The sequence below is a fragment of the Legionella busanensis genome, assembly GCF_900461525.1.
GTDB lineage: Bacteria > Pseudomonadota > Gammaproteobacteria > Legionellales > Legionellaceae > Legionella_C > Legionella_C busanensis.
Map to the genome: position 1 here is coordinate 2,394,182 of NZ_UGOD01000001.1, position 25,158 is coordinate 2,419,339.

The following is a 25,158-nucleotide window of genomic DNA, read 5'->3' on the forward strand; positions in this document are numbered from 1 at the left end:
TTAGTATACACTAATTATCTTGAATTAAAATTTGTTTAAATTTAGATCAACTTATGAGTTAAGTATAGAAGTAAAATAGTAAAATTAACCAATGGACCTTTTTCCAAAGGATTAACTTAGCCTTAATTAAGGCTAAGTTGTCTTAGTTATAATTGATTTTTTGGAGGATTTAAGGATTCTTCTATATGTTGTAAGGCATCTGCTTTCTTTAGACCAAAGAAACTGAAAATCCGATGATAGCCCAAAGCTGCTCTTACGCCTTCATCATTTCTTACATCGTCACCTTTTCGAATTGCTTCTTGTAAAGCTGTCTCAATAAGCGTTGCTTTTTTTTCACACCGAATGGCAAAGAAACTTTTTGAGGCTTTACGTAATCGATCAATTTCGTCTTGTACATATTTCACACCACTGGGAGAGCTTACCGTGCTTTTATTTAAATTATTTTCTTCAAGTATATTTAAGTTTGTGTCAAACGACACTTGAGGTTGATTATTTTCAACTTTTTTTATAATTGAATTATTTAATTCTTCTAGCTCCATTTTATTTTCGACCTGTTTCTGCGGTGATAGCTTAGGCGATGAATAAGGTGTGATTATAGTCATTTCAGGCTTTAAATTTGGACTTGTCGATGGTGTATTTATAAGTTCTCCTTTATCATCTGGATTTTCTTCCTCATCGCTAAATTCCTCCTCATCACTTGCATCATACAATTCACTTTCAGAACCGTAATTATCCTCTGAAAACCAATCATCTTCGTCAAATTGGACTGTCGCTTTTACACTATCTTGTCTTAACCAAGTCATTAATCCATTAAGCATTGCCTCAATAATAAATTTATAATCTTCATCTAATTGATCTAAATCAGTTTCGGTAACTTGCGTTAATAATTGATCATGCTTGAGACGATATTTTTGTATAATTTCTTGATACTCTTCTTGTAAAGGAGCGAGTAAATCTGGCGGTAGTTTAAAATCTTTATCAAGCATCGTTAACCAATCTAGATTAGACATAGCTATTCTTAAAAATTCTACGCAAATTGGACCACAAGAAACAAGCGGGCCATTATCTTTTTCAGTACTTTGAATAGTATGTGGCGATGAAATAATATTAGCTATGTTCAGACTGTCTTTATCAAGTTTCGCTAACTCAGTACCTATTCTATCGTGTTTAGATAATCCTATTGGATTAAAGATAATTATATCTACTTGGCCTTTAGGATTTCTTCTTAAAAAACCAGCGATATAATGTGCGCCACCTGTTTCCGGCTTAACCATAAACGGAAAAAAAACTTTATGTTGATTTTCCGCTTGCTGAAAAAAGTTAATTAATACAGAAAAAAAGTTAACGACATTAAGTCTATCATCATCGAATGATACATAAGGCGGCAACATAACATCTTTAATAGATTGATTAGTGCCAAATGGAAAATTATCTTTTATATCATTATAATATTTCCAGACTAGCCTTTGAGCATCATCTATATGATACCAAGTTTTGAAATCACGCCCATCTTTCACAAAGTTACCTTCTTTACGATATCTAAACTCCCTTGATGCTCTAGTTAAAACTTGCGAATCATCATTCTTAAATACTTCTTCTGGTCGAGTCGCCATTTCATTGCCTTAATTTGGATTTATTGTTAGATAAGAAAGCACAATGATAATTTTTATATTTATAAAATCAAACTATTTTCATCTATAATTTAATTGATTTACTAACTTAGATTATATTTTTGCTTAATGAAGCTAAATAATGCTATAAACACTAGTTTCATTCCTATTTTGAGTGCTTTTTATGCTAAAATAGCTCTCTTTAAAAAGAAGTGATCAAGTCATGTCTGATAATTATACGGCTCAAGCAATTGAAGTATTAAGCGGCCTTGAACCAGTACAACGCCGGCCAGGAATGTATACTGATACAACTCGGCCTAATCATTTAGCACAAGAAGTGATTGATAATAGTGTTGATGAAGTTATTGCTGGTTTTGCCAACAGTATTACAGTGACACTCCATCAAGATAATTCCATCGAAGTTACGGATAATGGCCGTGGCATGCCTGTAGATCTTCACCCGCAACTTGGTTTAAGTGGGGTTGAGGTTATTATGACACGCTTGCATGCAGGTGGAAAATTCTCGGATAAAAATTATACTTTTTCAGGTGGTTTACATGGCGTTGGGGTTTCTGTCGTTAACGCATTATCAGAGCATGTAGAAGTTACTATTAAACGTAATGGCGTTGTTTATCAAATGTCTTTTGCTAATGGTGATAAGACACAAGAATTAAATGAAGTAGGTGTGGTAAAAAAACGAGATACGGGTACAACAATTCGTTTTTGGCCTAATCCCAAGTATTTTGATTCACCTAAATTCTCAACTAAACAATTAATGCATGTATTAAGAGCAAAAGCAGTGTTGTGCCCTGGTTTAGCGATGACATTCATTAATAATATAACCCAAGAGAAGGCTTTTTGGTGTTTTGAGAAAGGGCTTGTTGATTATTTAAAACAATCTTTGCCAGCTGACTATTTCCCTGATGAACCTTTTACAGGTGAATTTTCAAGTGATGAAGCTACCGTTGACTGGGCGGTTGCTTGGTCACCTAATAGCGCTCCTTCTGGCTTAAACGAAAGTTATGTGAATTTAATTCCAACCATTCAAGGCGGAACGCATGTTAATGGTTTACGTGCAGGCCTCTTTGACGCGTTAGCTGCTTTTTGTGATTTACGTAATTTACTACCACGTGGGGTAAAATTAACTGCTGATGATTTATGGGAGCCTTGCCAATATATTTTGTCAGTAAAAATGAAAGAGCCCCAATTTGCTGGTCAAACCAAAGAGCGACTTAGCTCAAGGCAAACGGCAGCTTTTGTAACGGGAGTAATTAAGGATGCTTTTGCTGTATGGCTTAATCATCATCGTAACTTTGGTGAAGCCATTGCTGCATTTGCTATTGAGCGCGCTCAAAGGCGACTTAAACAGTCTAAACAAGTCGCTCGTAAGCGTGTAAGCCAAGGTCCAGCTTTACCAGGTAAGCTTGCTGACTGTTTGCAACTTGATTTAAAACAAGCTGAATTATTTTTAGTAGAAGGAGATTCGGCAGGCGGTTCTGCAAAGCAAGCACGTAATAAAGATTTCCAAGCTATATTACCCTTACGTGGTAAAATACTTAATACTTGGGAAATTGATTCCTCTCATGTTTTAGCCTCTCAGGAAATTCATGATATATCTGTTGCTATTGGTGTTGATCCTGGCTCTGAAGATATATCTGGCTTACGTTATGGCAAAATTTGTATTTTAGCAGATGCTGATTCAGATGGCGCTCACATTGCCACCTTAATTTGTGCCCTTTTCCTTAGACATTTTAGACCACTTGTGAAAGCAGGACATGTATTCGTTGCTATGCCGCCTCTTTATCGCATCGATGCAGGCAAGCAAGTTCATTATGCTCTTGATGAGGAAGAAAAACAAAAAATCATTACTAAGCTTACTAAGTCAAATGCAGGGAAAATTAATGTACAACGTTTTAAAGGGCTAGGTGAAATGAATCCTATCCAGTTACGTGAAACAACTATGGATCCTAATACACGACGCTTAGTTCAGTTAACGCTTGAAGATGAAGACACTTCTATGTCAATTATGGACATGTTGCTTGCTAAAAAGCGAGCTACTGATCGCAAAGCGTGGCTAGAAGACAAGGGAAATTTAGCTGATCCAGCGTTATAAATGCTGGGTTAGTCATCGAGTCGAGCCTAGATAGCCAACCAAAGATCTAAGGGTGCTCATTACAGGTGTCAAAATAATTTGCTCTAGATGAGAATTTAATAGTAAAAAAAGCTCCTGAATTGACTCTTAAAGGCACTTATTTATGTGCCTTGTCTTATCTAGACTTTAACCTAACTAATCTTTTCAGAAAATTACTTAAATCACTCAATAACATTGAAATTTGGTAACAAGAATAAATAGATAAAAGAGAAGCTAAGACTTACTAAACAAAAAACTTAGACAAATCGTTTATAATTAATGTATCTATGAGAGATTTTTTCTGGCCAAAGAACTATCTAACAAGAGTTACTGTAAAATGATTACGGAGGGTTTATGAAAGAAAAAGATGCAATAGAATTAGAAAAAATATATGGCTCAGCAGCCGTTGCAAATAAATTGAGACGAATTGCAGACGCTATTGAACAAACCAAAGGCTTCCAAATACAAATAAACAAAAAACGTATTTATGTACCCATTGACGTGTATGTTGAGTTTGAGTACGAAAAGGAAAGTGATGAATGCGAGCTTGGAATTGAAATAAAGTGGAAAAAAAATAAGAGTTAGTTTTCTTGAGAAGTTAAATATTAATCATTTTACTTTTTAGATGGTGATTAAAATAATAAGTTTAAGGTTTTTTTTTCAAACATTTTATCTTTAAACTCTTCTTAATTTATTTTTATACTTAATTTATAGAAATTATATTTATACCTAATTACTCCTCTTAAATTCTTTATATTATGATTTACATAATATTTACTCTCAGATCCTTATCAATAACAAATTCTAAATTGAAATTAGGCGTCTTACAAAACAACTACAATTGAGAAATTACCCAACATTTTGACTTAATTTTTTTATTTTCATATATGCTGCTTGCTAAAAAGCGAGCTACTGATCGCAAAGCATGGCTAGAAGACAAGCATACTTTAGATGATCCAGCACTATAAACGCTGGACTGGTTACCTACTTTGATCAAAAAATCCTTATACCTTTTATTATTTTATTCTAAACATTATTTTGAAATACAGTTTTAGCACTGTTCTTATCAAATTTAACCTTAAGCCTTCTTATTATCTTTTTTTATTTAATTATCTCAATTAAACTAATTATTTGTTAAAAGCAATCGCTTAATGAGTAAACTGCACCTATTTTTATATACTCTTATAGCTTAACCTACTTGCACTTTTTAATCAGTCTAAATGTAAATTATTAAATATATTTAATTATATTTTTACTAGTATGTATAATATACGACCATAAATTGAGTAGTATTAACTTGTATGTCTAAGCTTAAAACAGAATTAAACTCTTTTATTGATAAATTAGATAAACTAGATTTTATGTCTGAATGTTTTGCAAGGCTAAAGGAAAAAGTTGATGAAGTGCTACTCTTTGGTAAAGCAAATAGCCCAATTGCTGAGAGAGTAGTCAGCCTTTACTGTACAAATAGCAATAATAATAAAAATCAGTTCTTTCCAGTTAACCACTCTAGAAAAGAGCTTGATGTGCTTCCCGCAGTAATAGCTGATAGCCTTCGTTTCTTTGATAAAGAACAAAGAAATCTACAAAAAATTATTGAGCCATTTTCCCTATATTCTAAGTATTTTGAGGACGCTTATTTGTATGGAACAGGAACATGTGAAAACTATGCCATCGTTGGCGCTTATTTCCTAATGGCTGAATTTGATGATATTGAGTTATCAATAGAAACCTTAAATTCAGATCAGAGTCATACTTATATTAGAGTCCATACAACACCTGAATATGTTTTTGATTTTTGGGGCGATTTTTTATGCGAATATACTGATACGCCAACCTGGAATGAATGTGTTGGTGAACTATATCCACGTAATGATAAATCTCACACTAAAATTAATATTACGTTTTCTAATCGTGAGCAATTAATTAATCTAGGCGAAGATATTTTTTCCAAAAAAAATGAAGAACAACGACTTAAAATAATTAATCAAGTTGAAATACTACTAGATAAAGAGTATCAATTTGACAAAAATATTTCAAAAAATTGTGACGTAAGGTAAGCGCTTAGCTGTGTTGAATTTAGTTTTATCACTAAATTTTTCATATTGAAAATAATGATAGTTTTTACCTAAAATTATTAATAATAGTCTTGATAGGATGCAATGTAGAAAAGCTTTTGGTTGCCTAAAACATTAAATGGCTAATAGTCGATGGTAAACTTTACATTATACAAAGCAGAGATATTACCGCATAAATTATATTAGAGAATTACCTACGCGTAAGCCTAATTTAAACTTACATGTAGGTAATTATTACTGTTTAACGATTATAAATTGTGTAGTTAAGTTGATTTAATGAACCACTTGCAGCAACTGAGTAATCACTTGCAGGTGAGGTATCTGCATAACTACAACCTAAACCAGTATTAGCTAAGTTAAAATGAATTTTAACTGTTTTACTTGGTAAAGTTATAGTGTGAAATACAAGTTCGCCAGTCATAGGTAAATTAGTTGTATTATTTACTGTAAATACTTGCTCTGTTTTACTATCAAGTTTTTGAATACCACCAGGGCTTAACTTACCACCATGTAATTTAATCTTAGTTACCAATAAATCATCAGCCAAGTCGTTTTTTAGCTTAATTTCAAATCCATCACAAGGAAGAGCTGCAGCCATCTGTGATACAAATAAGGAAGCCAGCGCTGCTAATTTTATTGTTTTCATATTTAAACTACCTTTTAAAAATTGGCTCTATAACAAAGCCTTATTAAAAATAATTGCACCTATAAAAATGTAATATTTTCATTAATTAGATTTTTAATAGGGTATTAATCAAAATTCATTTAAAAAATGAACAAGGTAGTATCTTTAAATATCAAAAATTAATCAAGGTGTTTTTATTTATTAGATAAGTGTTTTAGAATTAAGTTAAAAATATGAATTTAGGTTATTAAATTAATATTTGCATAAAAATAAACCTTAATTGCGCTACGCTACATTAAGGCTACATGATTGAATTTAAATGCTAGAACTAAGGGTTAAGACATTGCTCGATGATAAACATTAATACCATGATTAACGACATCAACTAAATTAGCCGGTTTAGGAATTGTCGAGTTACTAGAAAAAAAGGCTATTCCTGCTTGTACTCCGCGTACGTAGTTAGCAGCCGCACCTAAACAGTTTAAAGTATTAGGCGCAATCGCTTCAAAAGCATGAATAGCGACATCTGGTAAATACTCTATAGCGGCAGCTTCAGGATTATTAATATATTGCATCATAACAAGGCCTGCAACTAGTGCATTATAACCTCGATAAACGGTACCCCAGTTTAATAAATTATACATGCTTACTTGGTGTTCTTGCTTCTTTATTTGTCCAGTTTGCTTCATGCTATTACTCCTTTATAAATTAAACCAAATAATATTTATAGGCATTATATCTTATCATTTTTTAGATAAAAAGTTGCAAAAAAATTTAATATTATTAGAGGCTTACAAAAATTTGTGTGGCCTTTATGAAGCAGCGAATAATAAAGATTGTATTTGTTAAATTATCAAAAGGTTTATGTTTCATTATTCTCAATATATCTAATTTTTTTCGCCTGTATTAATACTTCTAATCAAATATTAGGGCTTAATAATAGCAACGCCGAAAAAATTTAATCAGATAAACCACCTGTAATTAAACAAATAACAGTATGGATCACCCCTCCATAGTTTCGGCTATGAAATCGGTCTATCTCTAATCTATTAGTTAAATTTGAGAACAGGGCTATACTGTACTAATCTTGAATTAGAATTAATTTGAGAGAAAACAAAATGCGCATAGCAGTTTCCGGCACTCATTCTGTTGGAAAAAGTACCTTTGTCAAAGATTTCTTATATGCATATCCTGATTATAAACATGAGGAAGAGCCCTATCGTGTTTTAAGAGAGTTTTATGATATTAAGTTTGGTAATAAGTCCACGCGTTTTCATAATGGTATACAGCTTTATTATAATATCACTCGCGTACAGAGTTACCTATCTTCATTAGATAATGTCATTTTTGATCGTTGTCCTATCGATTATATTGCTTATTCCCTTTATACCGCTAATCACAAACAAACTGATATTAATCTCGCTTTTGTAGAGGGTATGATTGAGCCTGTACTTAATTCACTTAAAAACCTTGATCTCATCTTGTTTATTCCAATCACTGAAAAACATTTAATAGAAATAGAAGATGATGGTATTCGTCCTACTGATCAAAGTTATCGTAATGAAGTAGATGCTATATTTAAATCAATTTATAGAGAGAAATTATTTGGCATTATGTCCCAGGCGAATTTACCTAAAGTAATAGAAATTTGGGGTACACGCGAACAAAGAATAACTCAAGTTTCGGATTTATTAAATGAAGAAAAGTAAAGAGCCTGTCTGGATGAAAAAAGGGCCAGCTCAGCATTTTTATCAACATCTTCTTAAAAATAAATCGATTGTGCAACAATGGCTAACTATTTTAAGGTCAGCTTGGGGTGATCCCGGGCATCCAGATTTAGAAAAATATTTAGATGTTTCCTATAAAAAACAAGTTATTAAGAGTAAAGATAATTTAGACATTCCAATTTCTCTTTTCATACCTAAACAATTAGATAGTTCTGCAGTCTTTATTTATATTCATGGAGGTGGATGGATTGCACCTACAGCTGGAAAGCATCAAGCTTGGGCTAAAAAAATTGCTCACTTAAGTAAGATAAAAGTTATCAGCATTGATTACCGTTTAGCACCTGAGCATCCTTATCCAGCGGCTTTAGAAGACTGTGTGACGGTCTATGAATATATACGAGCTAATTCTAAGGCTAAAGTTTTTATTGGGGGCGATTCAGCTGGTGGTAACCTTGCAGCTGCAGTAGCACTTTATTGCGCTGATCATGCCATTGCCATACCTGATAAAATACTATGTTTATGCCCATTAATGGACTTTCATTTTGAAAACTACCCTTCTATTTTCGAGCTCGGTATAGGTAACCCTCGGGGAGATTCTAGCTTATTAGCGTTTGAAAGATTTTGCTATGTTCCAGACAAAAAAGATTGGAAAATTCCTTACGTCAGTCCTATGTATGGACAATTGCAGAACTTACCCGAAACGTTGATTTTAATTGCAGAAGATGATCCATTACGGGATGATAATATTGCTTTTGTTGAAAAATTAAAGGCAGCCAATGTTAAAGTAACTATTTTATCCTACAAGGATATGCCACATACTTTTTATACCTACCCTCAATTTTTACCTAAACAAGCGCAATCTGCTAATGAAGCAATTAGCCAATTTATTATTAAATAATGACTGAAGTAGCTCGGGTAGCTTAGATACAATGTTGAATCCATCCAGATAAGGTAGTAGGTGATGGAAGTAGAGTAAATTACCGCTACTATCCATTCTACTAAATCTACTTAAAACTTAATACTTTCTGAGTTAAACTATTTCTGTAAAACCACTAATAATTTTACTGCTTTTTATTCATATGATTTTGTTGGGTTTCCTCAGCTAATATCTCTTCGGATTTTAATTTTTTTCCAGCAGGGACAAAAAAACCTCCTCCTCGCTTTTTACCAAAACCTGCTGGTACAGGGTAACCATGTTGTGCCAACAGGTCTTCTACTATCTTCGTGTTCTTATTTACCGCATTAATATCTTCGACTTTTGGCAAGGCAACTGTTTGTTTTGGCACCTGTGTTAATCTCTCGCCCGCTGGCTTAATAAAATTATTTTCTTTACCACTTTCTGGTAACGGAATTTTTGATTTTTTTAGCAAATCTAGTAATTCTGGACTACATTGTAGATGACTGTAATCAACGCTTTTCTCTTCTACTTTCTCTTGAGTAGAAGTTCCAGCCGGTTGTGCAATCACATCCATTGAGTATGCTTGGTTTGGCTGGGGTAAATAAGTTTCTGAATTTTGCGTAAATTCTTCTGTATTCCCAGTTAAAGCAGACAAAATATCTAATTCTTCTAAAGGATCTATCTCTTGATCCCCAAACATCTTTTTCCATAGCAAGTTATCTAATTGAACAGATTCTTCAGATTGGCCAGCTGCGACTTCTGGATTAAAAACTGGATTATCATGTTGTTCGCTACTTTCAGTCCTTTGTAAATCTAATTCAATTGGATGAAAAAAGTTATATAATTGAATATCTTCTTCAATTAAGTTTGGCATATCTCCTAAAGTAAATTCCTGCTGAACTTCCTCTTTTTGTTCCACTATAATAGTAGGATTACTTTGTTGCTTGGTCGTTTTATCCTCAGTTTCTAAGTACGCTTGAAGAGAGGCAATTAATGCTTTAGGTAAAGAGGAAAATTGCGATTTATATTTCTCTAAAATATAATCACACATTTGCTTTTCTGTAACAAGAAATACTTTTTTAAGTTGGACAATACTCTGGCCAGCTTTGATAATTTCATCAACTTTTGGTTCACTAAGCTTTGTTAGTAAATTAACACTAGGTATTGGCTTTGTAGTAAGTGGCATAATAGCTCCTAATTAAAATATAGAACAAATATTATACAAAATTTTTATTAATGAATTATTAAATATTGATAAAATTTTGCACAAATAGAATTAATTACTACTTATTTAGATGGTGAATACATTGAATTAGTACTTATAATAAAGTTAGTTGAATTTAATAAAATCTTTAATAATCAATTGCTTGTTTTTTAATATGTTATTTATACTTTATATGTCTGGGTGTAATTTATTTCTTTTTGTTGCAAATAAAGTAAAAATTATAAAAACTCAAATCGAGACACTGTTTAGCTGTATATAGCCGAAATAATTAGTTTATAAAAACCGCTTCATTTTGATTATCAGCTCTCTTCCTTTAATTGTTGTCCTAGGCTATCTTTAAGGACTGAAAGCCTCTTACCAGGATGATAAATTGCTTAAGTTTACTCTGATCACCCCCTAATCGGTTATTGCTATTACCTAACTAACCTAAAGTGTAAACTGTTTATTATCTGTGCCTAAATGGTTAGATAACAAATCACTATATTTCGTAGAAAAGATGTGAAAAATTGGGTCATACTCTTGTATTAATTGAAAAATTTCACCTACTTCCTTATCTTTTCTTCCTTGTTGGCTGATTAGAGCATTCACTAACTGATAAAAAGCGTCCCGAAATTCGCTATGTAATAAAGTGTTACTGTTAGCGCTTATAAACTCTTTTTGTGCATCATACGGTAGCTTAACCACTAGTTTAATTAAAGCTTGCAAAGCTGCATAACGAACATGCCACTCCGCATCCTTCAGTTTGGCTTCAATCTCTGTACATATTTTGCTTAGTTCAGTCAGCGGCACATGTAGGGCAAGTACTGCTAAACATTTTACTGCTGCTCGACGCATATTCTTATCTGCATCAGTTAATTTAGTCCTAACTTCCGTGCAAATTGCACTAAGCTCATGCGGTTGTCCGTATGGTGCAAGCCAGGATAAAGCATATGCCGCATCAGCATGCCCAGCTCCAGCATTCATTTTAGCCCTAGCTTCAATACATAGAGAAGTAAACTCCGGGCATTTTATATATGTTGCAAACCCAACTAAACATTTTACCGCAGCTTGGCGAACGCCCCACTTTGCATCAGCCAATTTAGCTTTGACCTCAATAAGTGTTGTGTTGACCTCGCTAGGTTGAGCAAATGGTAAAAGTGCTGCTAAACACTTTATAGCTGCTTTGCGAACCTCCCAATCAGGGTCATTCAATTTAGCTTTAATCTCAATAAGTATCTTACTAATATCGCTTAGTTGAGCATGTGGCAAAAACGCCGCTAAACAATATAAAGCGGCTTCACGTGTAAACTCGTCCGCATGAGTCAATTGAGCTCTAGCTTCATTACATATCATACTAAGCTCAGCGGCTTTCATACACGTTGCAAGCACAGTTAAACATTTTACTGCCGCTTGGCGAACTTCCAAACTTTCATCAGTCAATTGCGCTCTAATCTTAGTGCATATCATCGTAAGTACGATGGGTTTTACGTATGGCACAAGGGCTGCTAAACATGTTACCGCTGTGTGACGAACAGAACCGTAAAAATTACTCAATTTAAGACTAACCTCAGCGCATATGTTTGTAAGCACAATAGATTGGGCAAACGGCGCAAGCGCTGATAAACACTTAATTGCTTGATAAGCATGCTTACTTGGCTCTTTTACCATTGCGCTCACAGAACTAATAAATATATCTAAATAAAGTGGTGGAAGATAAGGTACTAAATGAGTCAGCCAATTTAAGGCCAAGCAGATTTTTTCGCTATCCGTACTCTTTAATTGCGCCTCAATTTTATGGATTAGGCTAATATCAATTAAAGCAGGCTTATTCTCTAGTTTGCTTATAACCAATAAAGCGGGTAATTTACTTTTAAAATTTAATAAAGGATTTTTGATAAGCTTAAATAAAGCATCGATTAATTGTTTTCGATTTTCATCCCTCAAATAAGCTACGTCAATGACCGGGTTTACTTTCTTATTTAATAAGCTGTCTAATACATGTTGCTGATAAACAATCGCTTCAGGTCCTTGCTTAAATAATAAAGCAAGGGTCGCAATAAACGCTTGGTATTTATCCACTAATTGACATTGCTTATACAAGGTCTTGGCAGGTAATTTAGCATGAATAAGAAGAGCAATTTCTACGGGTAATGCTGCAAAAAACGTAGGCGATGGCATAAATAATAGCTTTAAAAAATGATTATTTTATGCGCATATTTAATTTTTGCAATCACTTTCGCACTAAGCACCAGCTTAATTACATAATTGTTTTAAGTAGGGTCTTAAAAACAATGTTTTTTAAGACTTACTCATTTCCAATTAATACTAATCAATTAATTTATTGTAATAACGATAAATTAGTTCATATACCAAATATAATATTAGTTGTACTGAGCGTACTACAATAGATCTACCCTCCCCTGCTATGTTATGACATGAATCGCGTGCTTGATAGACTTTTTACAAAATCACCTTCCTTTAGAGCCTTAGAGATAACTTTATCTAATTCCTCTTTGGAATAGGCCTCTTTCTTAGAGAAAATTTTGAGTGGCCATTTTTTTTCTGTATCTGGCTTGATTGACTTATCAATGAAATGGTCAATGGCTTTTACCGCCTTAGAGTCTAATTTTGTATCTAAAGATTGTTGTATCGCGGTAAGTATAATCTCTACTTCTTGCTTCAAAAGATAGGGAGGGAGTTTTTTATGAAACTGAAGATAACCTTGAATTAAATCATCTACCAAAGAGACTAACAATTCTTTTTTATCGCTTAAAGAGTGATAACTATCAAAACTGTCTTTATATAAAGCTAATCGATTTGTTTCTACTAAGAAGTCATACTGCCCATTAAGGCGTCTTTCCGAGCTAACATATGCAACATTTTCTTTAAAAGAAATTTCCTCACTATATTGTAAATGAACTGTAACACTATTAGGAATACGAGCTTGCATGCCAATCTCAACTATTTCATTGTCACCGTTTCTTAATTCGGGTGGATGATTACGACCGCCAATAAAAAAACATAACGTTCCATCCTCGCATACCTTATTAATTAAGGTAGAAAAGACTTGGTTAGGATTTATAAGTCTATCTACACTTCTTAAGTACTCAAACATGGCTTTATTTTTGCCATCTATATCATTATCCCATTTTCCATCATTTACTGAGAAAGGATCGCTTATCTCATTTTCAGCCCCCAAAACTAAAATACCCTTGTTAATTGCTGCTAAAATAAGAGTGAACAAAACAATATCTGCTCCTTTAAAACCTTTTAAAGGGGTTTTTTCACCTTTTCTTGCTTGCGCCAACGCATCATATAACGCCTGATTTTGCTCTTGGTTTAAATGTTCAAGCACAAAGACTACTTTTCTTTTGGATTGAGCTAAAACATCTATATTAGCTAGCAAAGCAGCTATAGATGGGCTTTTCCCATGTTCTTCCCCTACTAAAATACTAGAAAGCTGGTCATTAGTGATTGCTGTTTTTAATAAATTTCTAAAGGTTTTCTGTCCATCTAAAATAATTTGATTAGTAATGTTCTCAGAAGAAGATGCCATAGCTAAGCCTTGTAAATAAGGAATATACTTATATTTTGGCTAACCTTAGCTATTATGCAAGTTGACCTATTAGAAAGGATGATAGAATTGAAATAAATTCTCATTAATAAAAATTTACCTTTTATTTAAATATCCTTATCTTGCGCTTAATAATTTCTAAAACTTTTAGAAAAGAGCTTTAAAATCTATCTTTTACGTCTATTTCTAAAAGATTTTTTTTACAGTCAAGGTCTCCCCTGATTAAGTCGCATTTATGTATAAATTTTTAAGCCAGCAAAGCTTAATATTAAATATTTTGAACAAATTGATTAATTTTTATAAAATGAATTATAATTAAGAGATTATGATAAGACGTTTTATTCAAGCTGCGATACTTATTTTTTTCTCTGAAGTAACAGCCTCTACTATACTAGGATTTGAAGAACATGCTCCCCCTTCGCTAGCGGATCATCTTCATTTGTCTCCAAATGATCCGGTGGACGGGGGCTGGCTTCCTAATCTTACGGGCTTGCCACTTAATAACCAAGTTAGTTTATTAAATGCGCGTGTGGTTGACCTGGTAAAGAATGAAAAAGATAAACAATGCGCTTTAGTAAATTCAAATCTTAGGCTGCTGATTTTTCAGCATTTTCTCGTTTATCAATATATGGCCAATGCCCAAAATACTTATTTTGATGATCAAACAGCTTATCAATGGGCCCATATTTTAGCGATGATTCTTAAAGAAAGTAGTGGTGATTCGGCAGGCATCACCGATATGAATGGTCATTCAATTTCTACTTATAAACCCCAAACTAATTTAGAGCAATGGAGACAAATATTAACTCTTGCCCAACAAAGGCATATTCAATTTAATTATCAAACCAACTTTGGTTTAACCCAAACGTCAGCGGATAGGTTATTTAATGCATTTCACTTAGGGCGTAATACATCATATGATACTGCTTTTTTAGAAGGTAAAGAAGGTGCTGCAACCCCAAGGAAAGTAGATTTAAATACCGCAATTGCTATCCGCAGGCTAATTTGGTTCTACCAAGATTTTGCTCAAGGTAGGATATCACAAGCAGATAGTCGTCTTCATCAAATGAATATTAGTGATCCCTATTTTATGGACCAATATCAAGCAGGTTTAGAAATGACAGTTGTATATTGTGGCACACGCTTCATGTTTCGTGAAAGTCAACTAAAAAAAGGCTTATTAAAAAAAGCTGTTGCCTCTATTGCTTATTGCAAACTTGGCAATTCAAAGAGTGGATATGGCTTACATGAAATAGATCAAGAATGCTTCGCCCAATGGGTTACTTTATGCCCAGCTTTAAACATCGATATTGCTCTCCTTACCCCTCTTAGTTATTTCGCTACTCGGGGAGAAAAGCCAATTTGTGAAGAAACCTTTAAAGAGTTAATTAATAAAAAGTCACTTGCCAAACAATCGTTATAAGGTTTTCTATAAATGAATACTTAATAGTTTTATTAAAAAATAATCTTTTTGAGACTATTTTTAACTCTTCCTTTCCCAGTATCAATTATTAATATAAAAATAATATTATTCTTTCTCAAGAGGAAGGCTAAGTGTAAAATTAGCACCTTGATTAATACCTTTTGACTCTACCTTTAGCTCTCCACCTAAGTCAATTGCTAACAAAGCACAATTATGTAAACCATAACCATGTCCATTTGATTTAGTAGTAAAGCCAAATGAAAAAATTTTTTGTAGATCTTCCTTGGCTATACCTATGCCGTTGTCTTTAATAATAACTTCAAGCCATCTTTTTTCTGTAAGTAGCTCTAACCTTATTACCAATCTTTTCTCATTTTTATTACTGATTGCTAAAGAGTCGATAGCGTTTTTAATTAAATTAATCAGAATTTGTTGTATTTTATTTTTAACCGATAAAAAAGATGGAAGTGGCTTAAATTGCCGTTCTACATTAATATTAACTTTTCTAAGCCGATTAGCAAATAACGGCAAAATATCTTCAATTAACTCAGTGAGTTCAATAGGCTCAAGAAGACTTACACCAGGGCGACTAGATTCTTGTTGCATTATAATGAGTTGATTTACATGTGTGAGGTTTTTGTCTAAATTTTCTAACTCTTCTTGTCTTTTTACTTTTTCATTTTCTAATTTTTCAATTAACCCTTTAAAATAAGGCATAACTACTTTACCGCGCTCATCATGAGCTAGAAAATAATCTAAATTATTTTTATTTTTTTCTAGCAAGTCTAACAACTTAGGTAATTTAGCTATCGATGATTGTTGATTAGTTTCTGTGAGCAAAGCAACGGAAGTATTAATACTATTTAAAACATTCCCAACATTGTGAAGAATACTGGTAGCAATCTCAGCAACTCCTGCAGAGCGAGAGGTTTCAATCAAAGTTGTTTTAGCCTTATCTAGTTTAAGTAACATTCGATTTAGGTGCTCTTGTAATTCGCCTATTTCATCTTGACTCAAGATAGGAAGTAAGGGCTCTAAATTATCATAATCAATATTTTTAGCAAACTGACTAAGATAAATAAGAGGATTTGATATTATTTTTGCTAGAAAAAAACTAAGAATGACAATAACTAATATAATGATAAGATTTAAAAACAAAGTTAGGTTTGTTAAATGGCGAGCAGCCAGATTAATTTTTTCACGTTCATCATCAATATTAGCTGACTCTTGTAAGAGTAATGTGTCAATGTAATGATTAAGTTGCTTTCCTTTATTTTGTAGTATTGTTTCTTGGTCATTGATACGCGGTATATGTTGCTTTTGTTCTTTAGCAGAAAAAACATTTAAAGCAGAAATCATAACCTCATCTCGCAAATTAGTAAGTCGCTTTACATGTACATCTACTTGCTGATGATGATAATAACTGTAATTTTTCGCTTGCTCTCCTAGCTCTTCTAGCAAAGATAAAAACTCATCCTTAACAGCGCCCACCTTGTCAGGTGTATTAGTATTCCCCGCTGTTTGTTGAAATTTAACACTTAAATTTTCAATAAATAAATTAATGCGATTATTTAAATTTTGCATTCTTAACAATGATTCAAGCCGTGGGACAGTGCTATCCACGAAAATCAAAAAATTTTTTTTAACATCTAAGTATTTCGTTAGTAAATAAAGGTTAACCGGTACAAAAAGCATGACTACTAAGAACATACTTAATAAAATTTTATGTCGAATACTCATTTACTCATTTACCACTATAGTTTGTGACTGTGCCTGCAAAACAGCATGAGCTACTTTCTCGCCCAACTTTAATCCTTCGCTGCCATCGATAGGAAAATGAATTCCTCCCCAAACACGGCTTGAGCTTGCCTGGTGAGCCTCTTCCCACCAAAGCGATTTATTTTTAGGAAAATAATACGTTAAAATCGTTGCTGCAGCAGCAGAAATACAGGAGTGTCCAGCCGGGTAACTTGGATGGTTTGGCGTAGGCATGACTGTATGAATATTAGGATTTAACATAAACGGACGCTTTATCCAATAAGTATATTTCGCATTAAATAATGCTATTACTGCATCGGCTATGCCCATAGAAAGTACTGAGCGAACAAAGACTACTTTAGAAAACGGAATTTGCTCTCTATCCATGTAATCATTAGCAAATTTCAACCAAATACCAGGTGGTGTAACGGTGGAAGGATTTCCTGCCCAAAATACGACAGCCTTAGTCTGTTCAGGCGTGATACTAGATAACGCTTTTTCTGTTTGTTTAAGTTGTGCTTGCCATGCGGGGTCATTAGGCTTAGGTGGATTAGGGGATAAATATTGTTTTACAGAGCTAATAAACCATGGTGCCCAGGAGCCAACTTCTTGCCCAAAAAATGGTTTAACGCCAGCCCAATAGCCTTCTCCGGCAAGTTGAGGAGATAAACGCTCGTTTAGTCTGTCTTTTGCAATCCGTTGTTTGATTTTACCTAAAACAAGATCACTTAAGCGGCGTGAAAAACGATCATCATTATTAACAGTAAGCTTAATATTTAAACAGCTATCAGGGAAGAATAAGCAAAGCACTTCACTAGAGACTATATCAAGACTCCCTATAAATTGATGTTTCGAATTAAATGCCAAAAAAGCGGCATCACGCTGGGCTGTCGTGACATAAGCATAGAGTTTTGAAGCTGGCGCATCAGCTAATTTATGAGATTTAACTAAGTCAAACATTAAATTATCCCATTTTTTTAGGGAACTTGTAGTCATTAACTTATTAGACTGTAATTGAAATAAAGATGCTTGTTCCTCTGGCGTATATGTAAAATAAGTAGGTAATTGCTGGGTTTTAGTATTAGATAAATAAAAATAAAGGCCAGTTAGAATAATAATTAGTGATACGCTTAAGCTTAAGGCTAACCAACCCTTTTTCATCGTTATTCCTTTCGGACTTGTTTTAACATATCCTTAATTGCATCAGGATTGTTTAATAATTGGGTCAGGTCTTCTGCAGGCAAGGGTTTACTAAAATAAAAGCCTTGAATTTGATCACAGCGGTACCCTTTTAAAAAATCAAGCTGCTTTTGTGTTTCTACTCCTTCAGCAAGAACATCTAAATTTAAACTTTTCGCCATCGAAATAATTGCCTGAATAATTAGCTCATCATTCCCATTACACTGAATATTATTTATAAAAGAGCGGTCTATTTTTAATCGATTTAAAGCCATTGTACGTAAATGATGTAAATTAGAATAACCCGTACCAAAATCATCTAATGCAATTTGTATACCAAAGCTTTTTAATTCATTAATCTTATCAATAATAGAAGGGTTAATAATGGCGCTTTCACTTAATTCTAGCTCAAGGTATTGAGGTGCTAGATTTACTTCACTTAATATCGACTTTACTTTTCCTATAAAATCAATCTGACTTAACTGTTGAGAAGTAATGTTAACAGCCATCCGTATCGGTGCTAAACCTGCTTCTTGCCAAGCCTTATTTTGTTTACATGCTTCTTTTAAAGTCCACTCACCTATAGGAATGATTAAGCCTGTACGCTCTGCAATAAGAATAAAATCTATCGGCAAAAGTAGGCCTTTTGAAGGGTGCTTCCAACGTATCAATGCTTCAACGGCTTCTAATTTATGCTCTTGTATATGAAATTGTGGCTGATACCATAATTCTAACTCTTTTTTTGCTAACGCTTGATATAATTCCGTTTCAAGCTTTAACTGCTCTAATACATTCTCATTCATTTCATAAGAGTAAAATTGAAACTGATCGCCGCCTAACTTTTTAGCATGATACATTGCTGTATCAGCATTACGTAAAAGATTATCTACCTCCTGGCCATCTTGAGGACATAAAGCTACTCCCATACTACTAGTAACACCTAAAGTATGACCCATAATTTGTAAAGGTTCTTTAATAATATGGATTACTTTGTTAGCAATTTTTGCTATGTCGTCTAGGTTAATTAGTTCAGTAATCAGCAATACAAACTCGTCTCCCCCAAGCCTTGCTAACGTATCAAAAGAGCGGACTGCAGATTGTAAGCGTTGCGCTAACATATGCAATAATTCATCACCTGCTGAATGTCCTAAACTATCATTAATTAATTTAAACCGATCTAGGTCAAAAAATAAAATAGCAAATTGGGTTTGATAACGCTTATAAGTAGCGATGGCTTGCTGTATTCTATCTTGAAGAAGTACTCGATTAGCTAACCCTGTGAGGGCATCGTGTGTCGCATGAAATTTTAGTTCTTCCGTCCTTTTTTGTACTTCTTGTTCAAGCGATAGCGTATAAACGCGCGACTCCCGAAGCAACTTCCACTTTCTTGTTAATGCATAAGCTAATTGACGTACTGCAATATGATCAAAAGGCTTTTTTAAGATAAGAAAATTATCGCTATGTCCTAATTCTTCAATAGTTTCTTCCCAAGTATAATCAGAATAGGCTGTGCATATCACTACATGAAGATCAGCATCAATTTTCCAGATATTTTTAATCGTCTCAATGCCATTCCAACCCGGCGGCATACGAATATCTACAAAGGCAAGTGCATAGGGTTTTTTATCTTCAATTGCCTTTTTGATAAGTGCTGCGCCTTCGTGACCTTGCGTTGCTGTATCGATTTTAAAGCGTGGTAAAATTAAATTATCTGGAGAATTAGGGATTTTCTCAAATAGTTTTTCTTCAAACTCTTCAAGTTCATTTGGAATAGGTTTTGTAAGTATTTTTAGAAAGTCTTTATGAATTTCTACATTATCATCAATGATGATAATACGAAAATCATACTTAAGATCATCCATAAGCTCATTTTAATAAATTTTTATTCTATTATAGCAAATAATGAAATTAATTTTCTTTAGATAAGCATCTTATTAAGATTAGAGGCTAGGAAGTTTTTAAAAGTCCTTTCAAAAGATTTATGAGCCTTATATATTAATAATGGCTATATGTAAGGTTTTAAGCTTAAGTCACTTTTAATACTCGTCCAAACTACTTGCCATATTTTAAAAATCGACAACTTCATTTAAGATGCTTAAACGCTATTAAATTAAAATTAACTTAGCATAGCATAGTTAATTTAGGCGAATAATTACTAATTTAAAGTTAAATTTATAGAAAGTCCAGCTCACGCGTACTTAATAGTAATCGCTAGAGATGTGTTGCTGTAATGAAAGCGCTTAACAACTAACTTAATTGATTCTGCTAACCTGTGTTTTTGAGACATTTTATATCCTTCATTATTATAATTATCTAATGACATAATTAAGCTGGATTTAAAATCTATATTAGAAATATAACTTTAGTAAAACAAAGTAAAATTAGTGTTTCGAGCCTGCAGATCTGCGAGCAACTACAACCACTAATTTGTTTCCCGCTATAAAATAAGTTAATGTTTACTAAACATAGGCTTAATACAAAAATATGAAAAAAAATTTAGCTTACCTATTTATAGCCCTATCGCCTTCATTAACTTTAGCTAAAGCTTTAATAGATAGTGATGTAGTAGATAAGCTAAAGGATATGCAAAAAAAATTCATACAACAATCTAATGTAGATAAAGAGCCTAAAATTTCTCTGTTAATTTTTTTACACTCTTTTAATGAGAAAAAGGCTTTTTTAAAAGATATTAATCAATATTCTAGTATTGAAATTAAAGATATAAGCTTTATGCCAGCTGTAACTATTGTTATTCCTGCTAGGACATACTTATTCAATAAGTTAGCAAGTCACCCTGCCATAGCTCAAATTTCCTCTTACAACTTAGGAAAAACTGAACTTGATATTAGTACTCAGATATTAAAATTAACACCATCTATTGTATATCCCGAAGTGAGTAATTGGTGGGACCATGGTTATACAGGTCATAAAGGAGTTATTGGTTTGATTGATGATGGGGTCGATCCTAATCACCCTGCATTAGCTAATAAAACTCTAATTATAAGAAAGGAAGAAGGATCGCTATATTCAAATTATCTAAATGGTGTACGTTCATCTCACGGTACAGGTGTTGCTTGTATCTATGCTAGTAATAATAAAACTTATAAAGGGATTGCTTATGGCGCTAGTAAAATTGTTTTAGGACTATCAGGTAAAGAGACACCAAATATTGAAGATATCATGTTAACCATGAGCACCTTAGATTGGATGCTAACACGAGCAGAAATTAAGCCCACAATCATTAATTACAGTATGGGTAATGGGAAAATCGCTTGCTCGAACTGCCCTGAATGGAGTGGGCTTGCTAAGGTAGTTGATTATGTTGTTAATAATAAAAAAATTCTGTGGGTTAAGTCAGCTGGTAATGCAGGTTATATAGCGCCAACTAAACAGGCTCCATTTGCTACTACTTTAACTGTACCTGGTGATAATTATAATGCGCTGACTATTGCGAACATGAACCCTATTATTAATGAAAATGGTATTGATTATAAAACAGCTAATCGTGACAAACACAGTATAAGGTCAACAAGCAGCCGAGGCCCTACACCCTCTGGTAGACGTAAACCCGATTTAACAGCACCTGGCCATAACACTAGAACTTGTGCGCCTGATCCAGAAACTTATCATTTTAAATACACCGACAGCATGGATTATAAAAATGGTTATCGCCTAATGACAGGAACTAGTGCTGCAGCTCCTCATGTAGGAGCAGCCATCTTATTAATCCAAGATGCAGGTATTACTAATCCTATAGCAATAAAAGCTCTACTTATTAATAGTGCTGATACTTGGACTGATAGTGATAAAGCTGAACCTTATGACGGTATTATTAGAAATCATTTTCCTATTATGGGATCTAAATGGAATCGTACTTATGGCTGGGGCTATATTAATATGGAACAAGCCTTTGCGCAGAAAGGATATATCATTGAAGATAAATTAACATTAAATAATTCCTCTCTAACCTATGAAGCTTTTCTAAATGTAGGTGAAAAAATTACGCTTGTACATGAACGACGTGTAGGCTATTTTAAAGACAGTACCGAATGGAAGCTTAGCCATCTTTCTTTAGAACTAATTGACAAGAATACGGATAAAATTATTGCTTTTGATGATAGCCCAATTGATACTGTTCATCAGGTAGCAAATTGTAGGCTATCAAATGGCAAATGCGCGCCTAAAGATAAAGCTCGGCATGTTTTAGTACACGTTAAGCTTCTAAGTCAAACGATTGATGGTAGTGATAGTGAGCCTTTTGCACTAGTTCTAAAAACGCCTAATACTTCAGACAACTCCTAAAACAAGAATGATGTGGTGTTAAGACACTGTTTGAATGTTTAAAATTTTTGATGTGAGGCTATTCTACCAAGCCTTATGAATGTGGGAATTTAAATTCGTTTATAAGTTTCAAACAACTTTAGTAGAAGGTAAACAAACTATGGCTCGCTACTTAATTATTGCAGCAAGCAGTGCAATTGGACAAGCGGTTAGTAAACTTCTCAAAGAACAAGGAGATGAAGTTATAACCACCACGCGCAACAAAGATAAAATAACACCAGATTTTACTTTGGATGCTACTGATTTTGATGCAGTTGATAAGGTTTTCGAGCAGGCAGGTACCCTCGATGGCGTTGTGAATTGCGCAGGTTCTTTATTACTTAAAAGTGCTCATCTCACAAGTTTTGATGAATTTCAAAACACAATTAATGCTTCTTTGACTACATCATTTGCCATTATTCGTGCTGCAGGGAAATACATGAGGCATGGTGGCTCTGTGGTACTCATTGCTTCAGCAGCAGCTTTAACAGGCTTGGCTAATCATGAGGCTATTGCAGCAGCTAAAGCGGGGATTATCGGTTTGGCTCAAGCGGCGGCTGCGACCTATGCCTCATCTAATTTGCGTATTAATGTAGTAGCTCCTGGGATGGTTAGAACCCCTCTTACTGATTCTTTATTTTCTAATCAATTAATAGCTAAAGTATCGATTTCTATGCATGCGTTGGGGCGAGTTGGAGAACCTTTGGATATTGCAAGAGCTATCTTATTTTTTCTTAATACCAGTAACAATTGGATAACCGGCCAAGTTCTTGCCGTGGACGGCGGGTTAAGTGCTGTTCGTCCTAAGCTAAAAATTTAATTTATCCTTTTTAGCCAGCATAGGTCGGGCTAGAGACCCGACCTATGCTGGCTAATTCCAAAATATTATAATATAAAGCTATTTTTTTTAATTAAACTTTTAAATTCACTGAGGTGCATATCATTTCCATCGGGCCTAAGACCACAACCTTTTGTACCCATATTATAAATTTTAGTATGCGCGTCTTTAAATGCATCCTGTATTAATTGTGCTGTAATACTCTTTCCTCTAGCGTGCCAAACATTGGCTCCTTCTAAATTGATAAAAGGCGAGGTTTTATTTTGGGCATGCCTAGCATAGTCTCGTAATACATTAATATTTCCCACTTGATAAGCATTTAATACTTTTTGTAAAACAAAGATTTTATTATCGCGCCGTCCATCTTGATGCCGTAATCGAAAAAACACATTTCTCTGTATTTTTAATTCAGTTAAATGCAATTCAATATTTTTAATAAGGTCTGAATTTGGTATAAATTGGCTTAAACATTTACTAGCTGAAAATTCAATCTTATCTTCTAAATCTTCATCAACGCTCAAATCTTGCTGTACGTCTGCTGGTTTACCTGGCCTTAAGAGGCCTAGTTTTGGGAAAAAAACTAACTTACTAGTAGGCATACAATCACTATCTCGAACCCAACAACCTAAGTCATTACTTAATTTTTGTTGGGCCTTGTCGCGTATAACTTGGCTTGTAAAGAGATTATTACCAAAGAAAAAATCCGTACCCCAAAAAATGCGTATCTGGTTATGAGTAGTTACAAACTGTTTTGCTAAATAAATAGGATTATCTTTATCTATTGCAGCTGTTTCTTTATCGTAATGTCTTGCATGACTAAAAAATGCATCTAACCTTCCCTCTGTATCTCTACCTGTAATAGCAAGGCACATACAGCCTAATAGGCCCTCTGTCCAGAGCATATCTATAGGTCCATTTTCAATATCTTTTAAGATTATTCCGGGTCCTTTCCCTGGGTGGTTACCATTTAAACCAATCACTCTTGATATATCCGTTTCGTACCAATCAGTAGAACCAATAAAGATATTATTTGCTCCTAAATTAATATTTTTCCCCCAATGATGCCCACATTGCTGTAATTGTCTAATTTTTTTTTGAATGTCAAATTTTGTATTGGCCATATCAATAAACTGTTTTTTAAATATATAGTTAGTACTGAAATATCGGCCAGAGGCCTGACCTATAATTGCTAGTTGATTTAAAAGTATCTAAGTTTTAAGAAATCACAAATTATAAAGTTAATTTATCTATTAATTAGTCTTTAACTTATTTGATTAAATAATATATCTTTAGTATTGAAAAAGTCACTATGATCCTATGGCATATTAAATGATGACAATCGCCCCTTTAGTTAATAATCATATGGATGACTTCAGAGCTGATAATTTAAAGACACTTAATGAGGCAAATATTTTAAATAATTTAACGAGGCAATATATTAAAGAGCATACATTGTGAACAAAAGGAGGTATTAGCTGTATTTATCTATTTCTTTATTTATTATTCTTTACTTATACTTAATTGAAACCTATTTATTTTTTTTAACACTATCTTCTTTATGAATTGCTTCTTTACCGGACTTAGTACTTTTGACTTTTAGCTTGGGATTACTTTCAGATGCCTTATATGTTTTACTACCCAATTTGGTATCTTTAGTAAGTTTTTTTTCAACAGTGCCTTTAGTTTTTCCTTGAGGAGAATTCCAAATTACTTTATCCCCTTTTTTAAGTTTACTCATATTAGCCTCCTAATTTATTAGTTAAAAGTAAGCTTTTAATAAAAACAGTTTCACG

20 protein-coding genes are annotated in these 25,158 nt (G+C 33.5%); 9 read left to right on the forward strand and 11 right to left on the reverse strand.

Annotated features, from left to right (window positions below):
• Nucleotides 1–146: 146 nt before the first annotated feature.
• Complete coding sequence (locus DYH30_RS10670; RefSeq protein WP_115331646.1) at nt 147–1,613, reverse strand: hypothetical protein; 1,467 nt, start codon at nt 1,611–1,613, stop codon at nt 147–149.
• Nucleotides 1,614–1,833: 220 nt separating this feature from the next.
• Between DYH30_RS10670 and parE the strand changes: the two genes are divergently transcribed.
• The 3 genes from parE (at nt 1,834) to DYH30_RS10685 (ending at nt 5,801) form a co-directional block, all read left to right on the forward strand.
• A complete protein-coding gene (gene parE, locus DYH30_RS10675) occupies nt 1,834–3,723 on the forward strand; it encodes a DNA topoisomerase IV subunit B (protein ID WP_115331647.1) in 1,890 nt (629 codons plus the stop codon).
• Between the two features lie 372 nt (nt 3,724–4,095).
• Nucleotides 4,096–4,326: an amphi-Trp domain-containing protein gene (locus DYH30_RS10680; RefSeq protein ID WP_115331648.1), complete on the forward strand. Its 231-nt coding sequence runs from the start codon at nt 4,096–4,098 to the stop codon at nt 4,324–4,326.
• Between the two features lie 716 nt (nt 4,327–5,042).
• On the forward strand, nt 5,043–5,801 hold the full coding sequence (locus DYH30_RS10685) for a hypothetical protein (RefSeq protein WP_115331649.1): 759 nt from the start codon (nt 5,043–5,045) through the stop codon (nt 5,799–5,801).
• Between the two features lie 259 nt (nt 5,802–6,060).
• Here DYH30_RS10685 and DYH30_RS10690 read toward each other — a convergent pair whose 3' ends face one another.
• Nucleotides 6,061–6,465 (reverse strand): hypothetical protein, encoded by a 405-nt coding sequence (locus DYH30_RS10690; RefSeq protein WP_115331650.1) that lies wholly within the window; start codon nt 6,463–6,465, stop codon nt 6,061–6,063.
• Between the two features lie 314 nt (nt 6,466–6,779).
• On the reverse strand, nt 6,780–7,133 hold the full coding sequence (locus DYH30_RS10695) for a hypothetical protein (RefSeq protein WP_115331651.1): 354 nt from the start codon (nt 7,131–7,133) through the stop codon (nt 6,780–6,782).
• A 429-nt stretch (nt 7,134–7,562) separates the two neighbouring features.
• Between DYH30_RS10695 and DYH30_RS10700 the strand changes: the two genes are divergently transcribed.
• Together DYH30_RS10700 and DYH30_RS10705 are read left to right on the forward strand one after the other, a co-directional pair.
• Nucleotides 7,563–8,153 (forward strand): AAA family ATPase, encoded by a 591-nt coding sequence (locus tag DYH30_RS10700; protein ID WP_115331652.1) that lies wholly within the window; start codon nt 7,563–7,565, stop codon nt 8,151–8,153.
• The gene (locus DYH30_RS10705) at nt 8,140–9,069 is read left to right on the forward strand and encodes an alpha/beta hydrolase (RefSeq protein WP_115331653.1); all 930 of its coding nucleotides are present in this window, start codon (nt 8,140–8,142) and stop codon (nt 9,067–9,069) included. Before DYH30_RS10700 ends, DYH30_RS10705 begins: the two co-directional genes overlap by 14 nt.
• 163 nt (nt 9,070–9,232) lie before the next feature.
• Here DYH30_RS10705 and DYH30_RS10710 read toward each other — a convergent pair whose 3' ends face one another.
• From DYH30_RS10710 to DYH30_RS10720, 3 genes are all read right to left on the reverse strand, one after another.
• A complete protein-coding gene (locus DYH30_RS10710) occupies nt 9,233–10,255 on the reverse strand; it encodes a hypothetical protein (RefSeq protein WP_115331654.1) in 1,023 nt (340 codons plus the stop codon).
• A gap of 465 nt (nt 10,256–10,720) precedes the next feature.
• Entirely contained in the window at nt 10,721–12,451 is a 1,731-nt protein-coding gene (locus tag DYH30_RS10715; RefSeq protein WP_115331655.1) for a HEAT repeat domain-containing protein, read from the reverse strand.
• A 250-nt stretch (nt 12,452–12,701) separates the two neighbouring features.
• On the reverse strand, nt 12,702–13,829 hold the full coding sequence (locus tag DYH30_RS10720) for a TraB/GumN family protein (RefSeq protein WP_115331656.1): 1,128 nt from the start codon (nt 13,827–13,829) through the stop codon (nt 12,702–12,704).
• Between the two features lie 343 nt (nt 13,830–14,172).
• Here DYH30_RS10720 and DYH30_RS10725 point away from each other — a divergent pair, with 343 nt between their 5' ends.
• Complete coding sequence (locus DYH30_RS10725; RefSeq protein WP_115331657.1) at nt 14,173–15,270, forward strand: hypothetical protein; 1,098 nt, start codon at nt 14,173–14,175, stop codon at nt 15,268–15,270.
• A gap of 105 nt (nt 15,271–15,375) precedes the next feature.
• Here the strand turns inward: DYH30_RS10725 and DYH30_RS10730 are convergent, their stop codons facing one another.
• From DYH30_RS10730 to DYH30_RS10740, 3 genes are read right to left on the reverse strand one after another with little or no spacing between them, the layout of a single operon-like run.
• On the reverse strand, nt 15,376–17,010 hold the full coding sequence (locus tag DYH30_RS10730) for an ATP-binding protein (protein ID WP_115331658.1): 1,635 nt from the start codon (nt 17,008–17,010) through the stop codon (nt 15,376–15,378).
• A complete protein-coding gene (locus DYH30_RS10735; protein ID WP_115331659.1) occupies nt 17,011–18,189 on the reverse strand; it encodes a vanadium-dependent haloperoxidase in 1,179 nt (392 codons plus the stop codon). It lies immediately after the preceding gene.
• Nucleotides 18,190–18,191: 2 nt separating this feature from the next.
• The gene (locus DYH30_RS10740; RefSeq protein ID WP_115331660.1) at nt 18,192–20,069 is read right to left on the reverse strand and encodes an EAL domain-containing protein; all 1,878 of its coding nucleotides are present in this window, start codon (nt 20,067–20,069) and stop codon (nt 18,192–18,194) included.
• Between the two features lie 622 nt (nt 20,070–20,691).
• Between DYH30_RS10740 and DYH30_RS10745 the strand changes: the two genes are divergently transcribed.
• On the forward strand, nt 20,692–22,509 hold the full coding sequence (locus DYH30_RS10745) for a S8 family serine peptidase (RefSeq protein WP_115331661.1): 1,818 nt from the start codon (nt 20,692–20,694) through the stop codon (nt 22,507–22,509).
• Nucleotides 22,510–22,648: 139 nt separating this feature from the next.
• On the forward strand, nt 22,649–23,347 hold the full coding sequence (locus DYH30_RS10750) for an SDR family oxidoreductase (RefSeq protein ID WP_115332561.1): 699 nt from the start codon (nt 22,649–22,651) through the stop codon (nt 23,345–23,347).
• A gap of 65 nt (nt 23,348–23,412) precedes the next feature.
• On the opposite strand, the gene DYH30_RS10755 is transcribed toward DYH30_RS10750, so the two are convergent.
• Nucleotides 23,413–24,486, reverse strand: coding sequence for a hypothetical protein (locus DYH30_RS10755; RefSeq protein ID WP_115331662.1), 1,074 nt, complete (start codon nt 24,484–24,486; stop codon nt 23,413–23,415).
• A 208-nt stretch (nt 24,487–24,694) separates the two neighbouring features.
• On the opposite strand from DYH30_RS10755, the gene DYH30_RS18575 reads away from it, so the two are divergent.
• Complete coding sequence (locus tag DYH30_RS18575; RefSeq protein WP_278043112.1) at nt 24,695–24,823, forward strand: hypothetical protein; 129 nt, start codon at nt 24,695–24,697, stop codon at nt 24,821–24,823.
• A gap of 70 nt (nt 24,824–24,893) precedes the next feature.
• Here the strand turns inward: DYH30_RS18575 and DYH30_RS10760 are convergent, their stop codons facing one another.
• Nucleotides 24,894–25,103 carry a hypervirulence associated TUDOR domain-containing protein gene (locus tag DYH30_RS10760; protein ID WP_115331663.1) on the reverse strand — a complete coding sequence of 70 codons (210 nt, stop codon included), beginning with the start codon at nt 25,101–25,103 and terminating at the stop codon, nt 24,894–24,896.
• Between the last annotated feature and the right edge of the window lie 55 nt (nt 25,104–25,158).

Bases quoted from the DNA above. Each gene is read 5' to 3' on its own strand.
- DYH30_RS10710 (WP_115331654.1), bottom strand. From the start codon at position 10,255: ATGCCACTTACTACAAAGCCAATACCTAGTGTTAATTTACTAACAAAG.
- DYH30_RS10670 (WP_115331646.1), bottom strand. From the start codon at position 1,613: ATGGCGACTCGACCAGAAGAAGTATTTAAGAATGATGATTCGCAAGTT.
- DYH30_RS10730 (WP_115331658.1), bottom strand. From the start codon at position 17,010: ATGAGTATTCGACATAAAATTTTATTAAGTATGTTCTTAGTAGTCATG.
- DYH30_RS10690 (WP_115331650.1), bottom strand. From the start codon at position 6,465: ATGAAAACAATAAAATTAGCAGCGCTGGCTTCCTTATTTGTATCACAG.
- DYH30_RS10720 (WP_115331656.1), bottom strand. From the start codon at position 13,829: ATGGCATCTTCTTCTGAGAACATTACTAATCAAATTATTTTAGATGGA.
- DYH30_RS10680 (WP_115331648.1), top strand. From the start codon at position 4,096: ATGAAAGAAAAAGATGCAATAGAATTAGAAAAAATATATGGCTCAGCA.
- DYH30_RS10750 (WP_115332561.1), top strand. From the start codon at position 22,649: ATGGCTCGCTACTTAATTATTGCAGCAAGCAGTGCAATTGGACAAGCG.
- DYH30_RS10740 (WP_115331660.1), bottom strand. From the start codon at position 20,069: ATGGATGATCTTAAGTATGATTTTCGTATTATCATCATTGATGATAAT.
- DYH30_RS18575 (WP_278043112.1), top strand. From the start codon at position 24,695: ATGATGACAATCGCCCCTTTAGTTAATAATCATATGGATGACTTCAGA.
- DYH30_RS10735 (WP_115331659.1), bottom strand. From the start codon at position 18,189: ATGAAAAAGGGTTGGTTAGCCTTAAGCTTAAGCGTATCACTAATTATT.
- DYH30_RS10700 (WP_115331652.1), top strand. From the start codon at position 7,563: ATGCGCATAGCAGTTTCCGGCACTCATTCTGTTGGAAAAAGTACCTTT.
- DYH30_RS10755 (WP_115331662.1), bottom strand. From the start codon at position 24,486: ATGGCCAATACAAAATTTGACATTCAAAAAAAAATTAGACAATTACAG.
- parE (WP_115331647.1), top strand. From the start codon at position 1,834: ATGTCTGATAATTATACGGCTCAAGCAATTGAAGTATTAAGCGGCCTT.
- DYH30_RS10685 (WP_115331649.1), top strand. From the start codon at position 5,043: ATGTCTAAGCTTAAAACAGAATTAAACTCTTTTATTGATAAATTAGAT.
- DYH30_RS10705 (WP_115331653.1), top strand. From the start codon at position 8,140: ATGAAGAAAAGTAAAGAGCCTGTCTGGATGAAAAAAGGGCCAGCTCAG.
- DYH30_RS10760 (WP_115331663.1), bottom strand. From the start codon at position 25,103: ATGAGTAAACTTAAAAAAGGGGATAAAGTAATTTGGAATTCTCCTCAA.
- DYH30_RS10715 (WP_115331655.1), bottom strand. From the start codon at position 12,451: ATGCCATCGCCTACGTTTTTTGCAGCATTACCCGTAGAAATTGCTCTT.
- DYH30_RS10745 (WP_115331661.1), top strand. From the start codon at position 20,692: ATGAAAAAAAATTTAGCTTACCTATTTATAGCCCTATCGCCTTCATTA.
- DYH30_RS10695 (WP_115331651.1), bottom strand. From the start codon at position 7,133: ATGAAGCAAACTGGACAAATAAAGAAGCAAGAACACCAAGTAAGCATG.
- DYH30_RS10725 (WP_115331657.1), top strand. From the start codon at position 14,173: ATGATAAGACGTTTTATTCAAGCTGCGATACTTATTTTTTTCTCTGAA.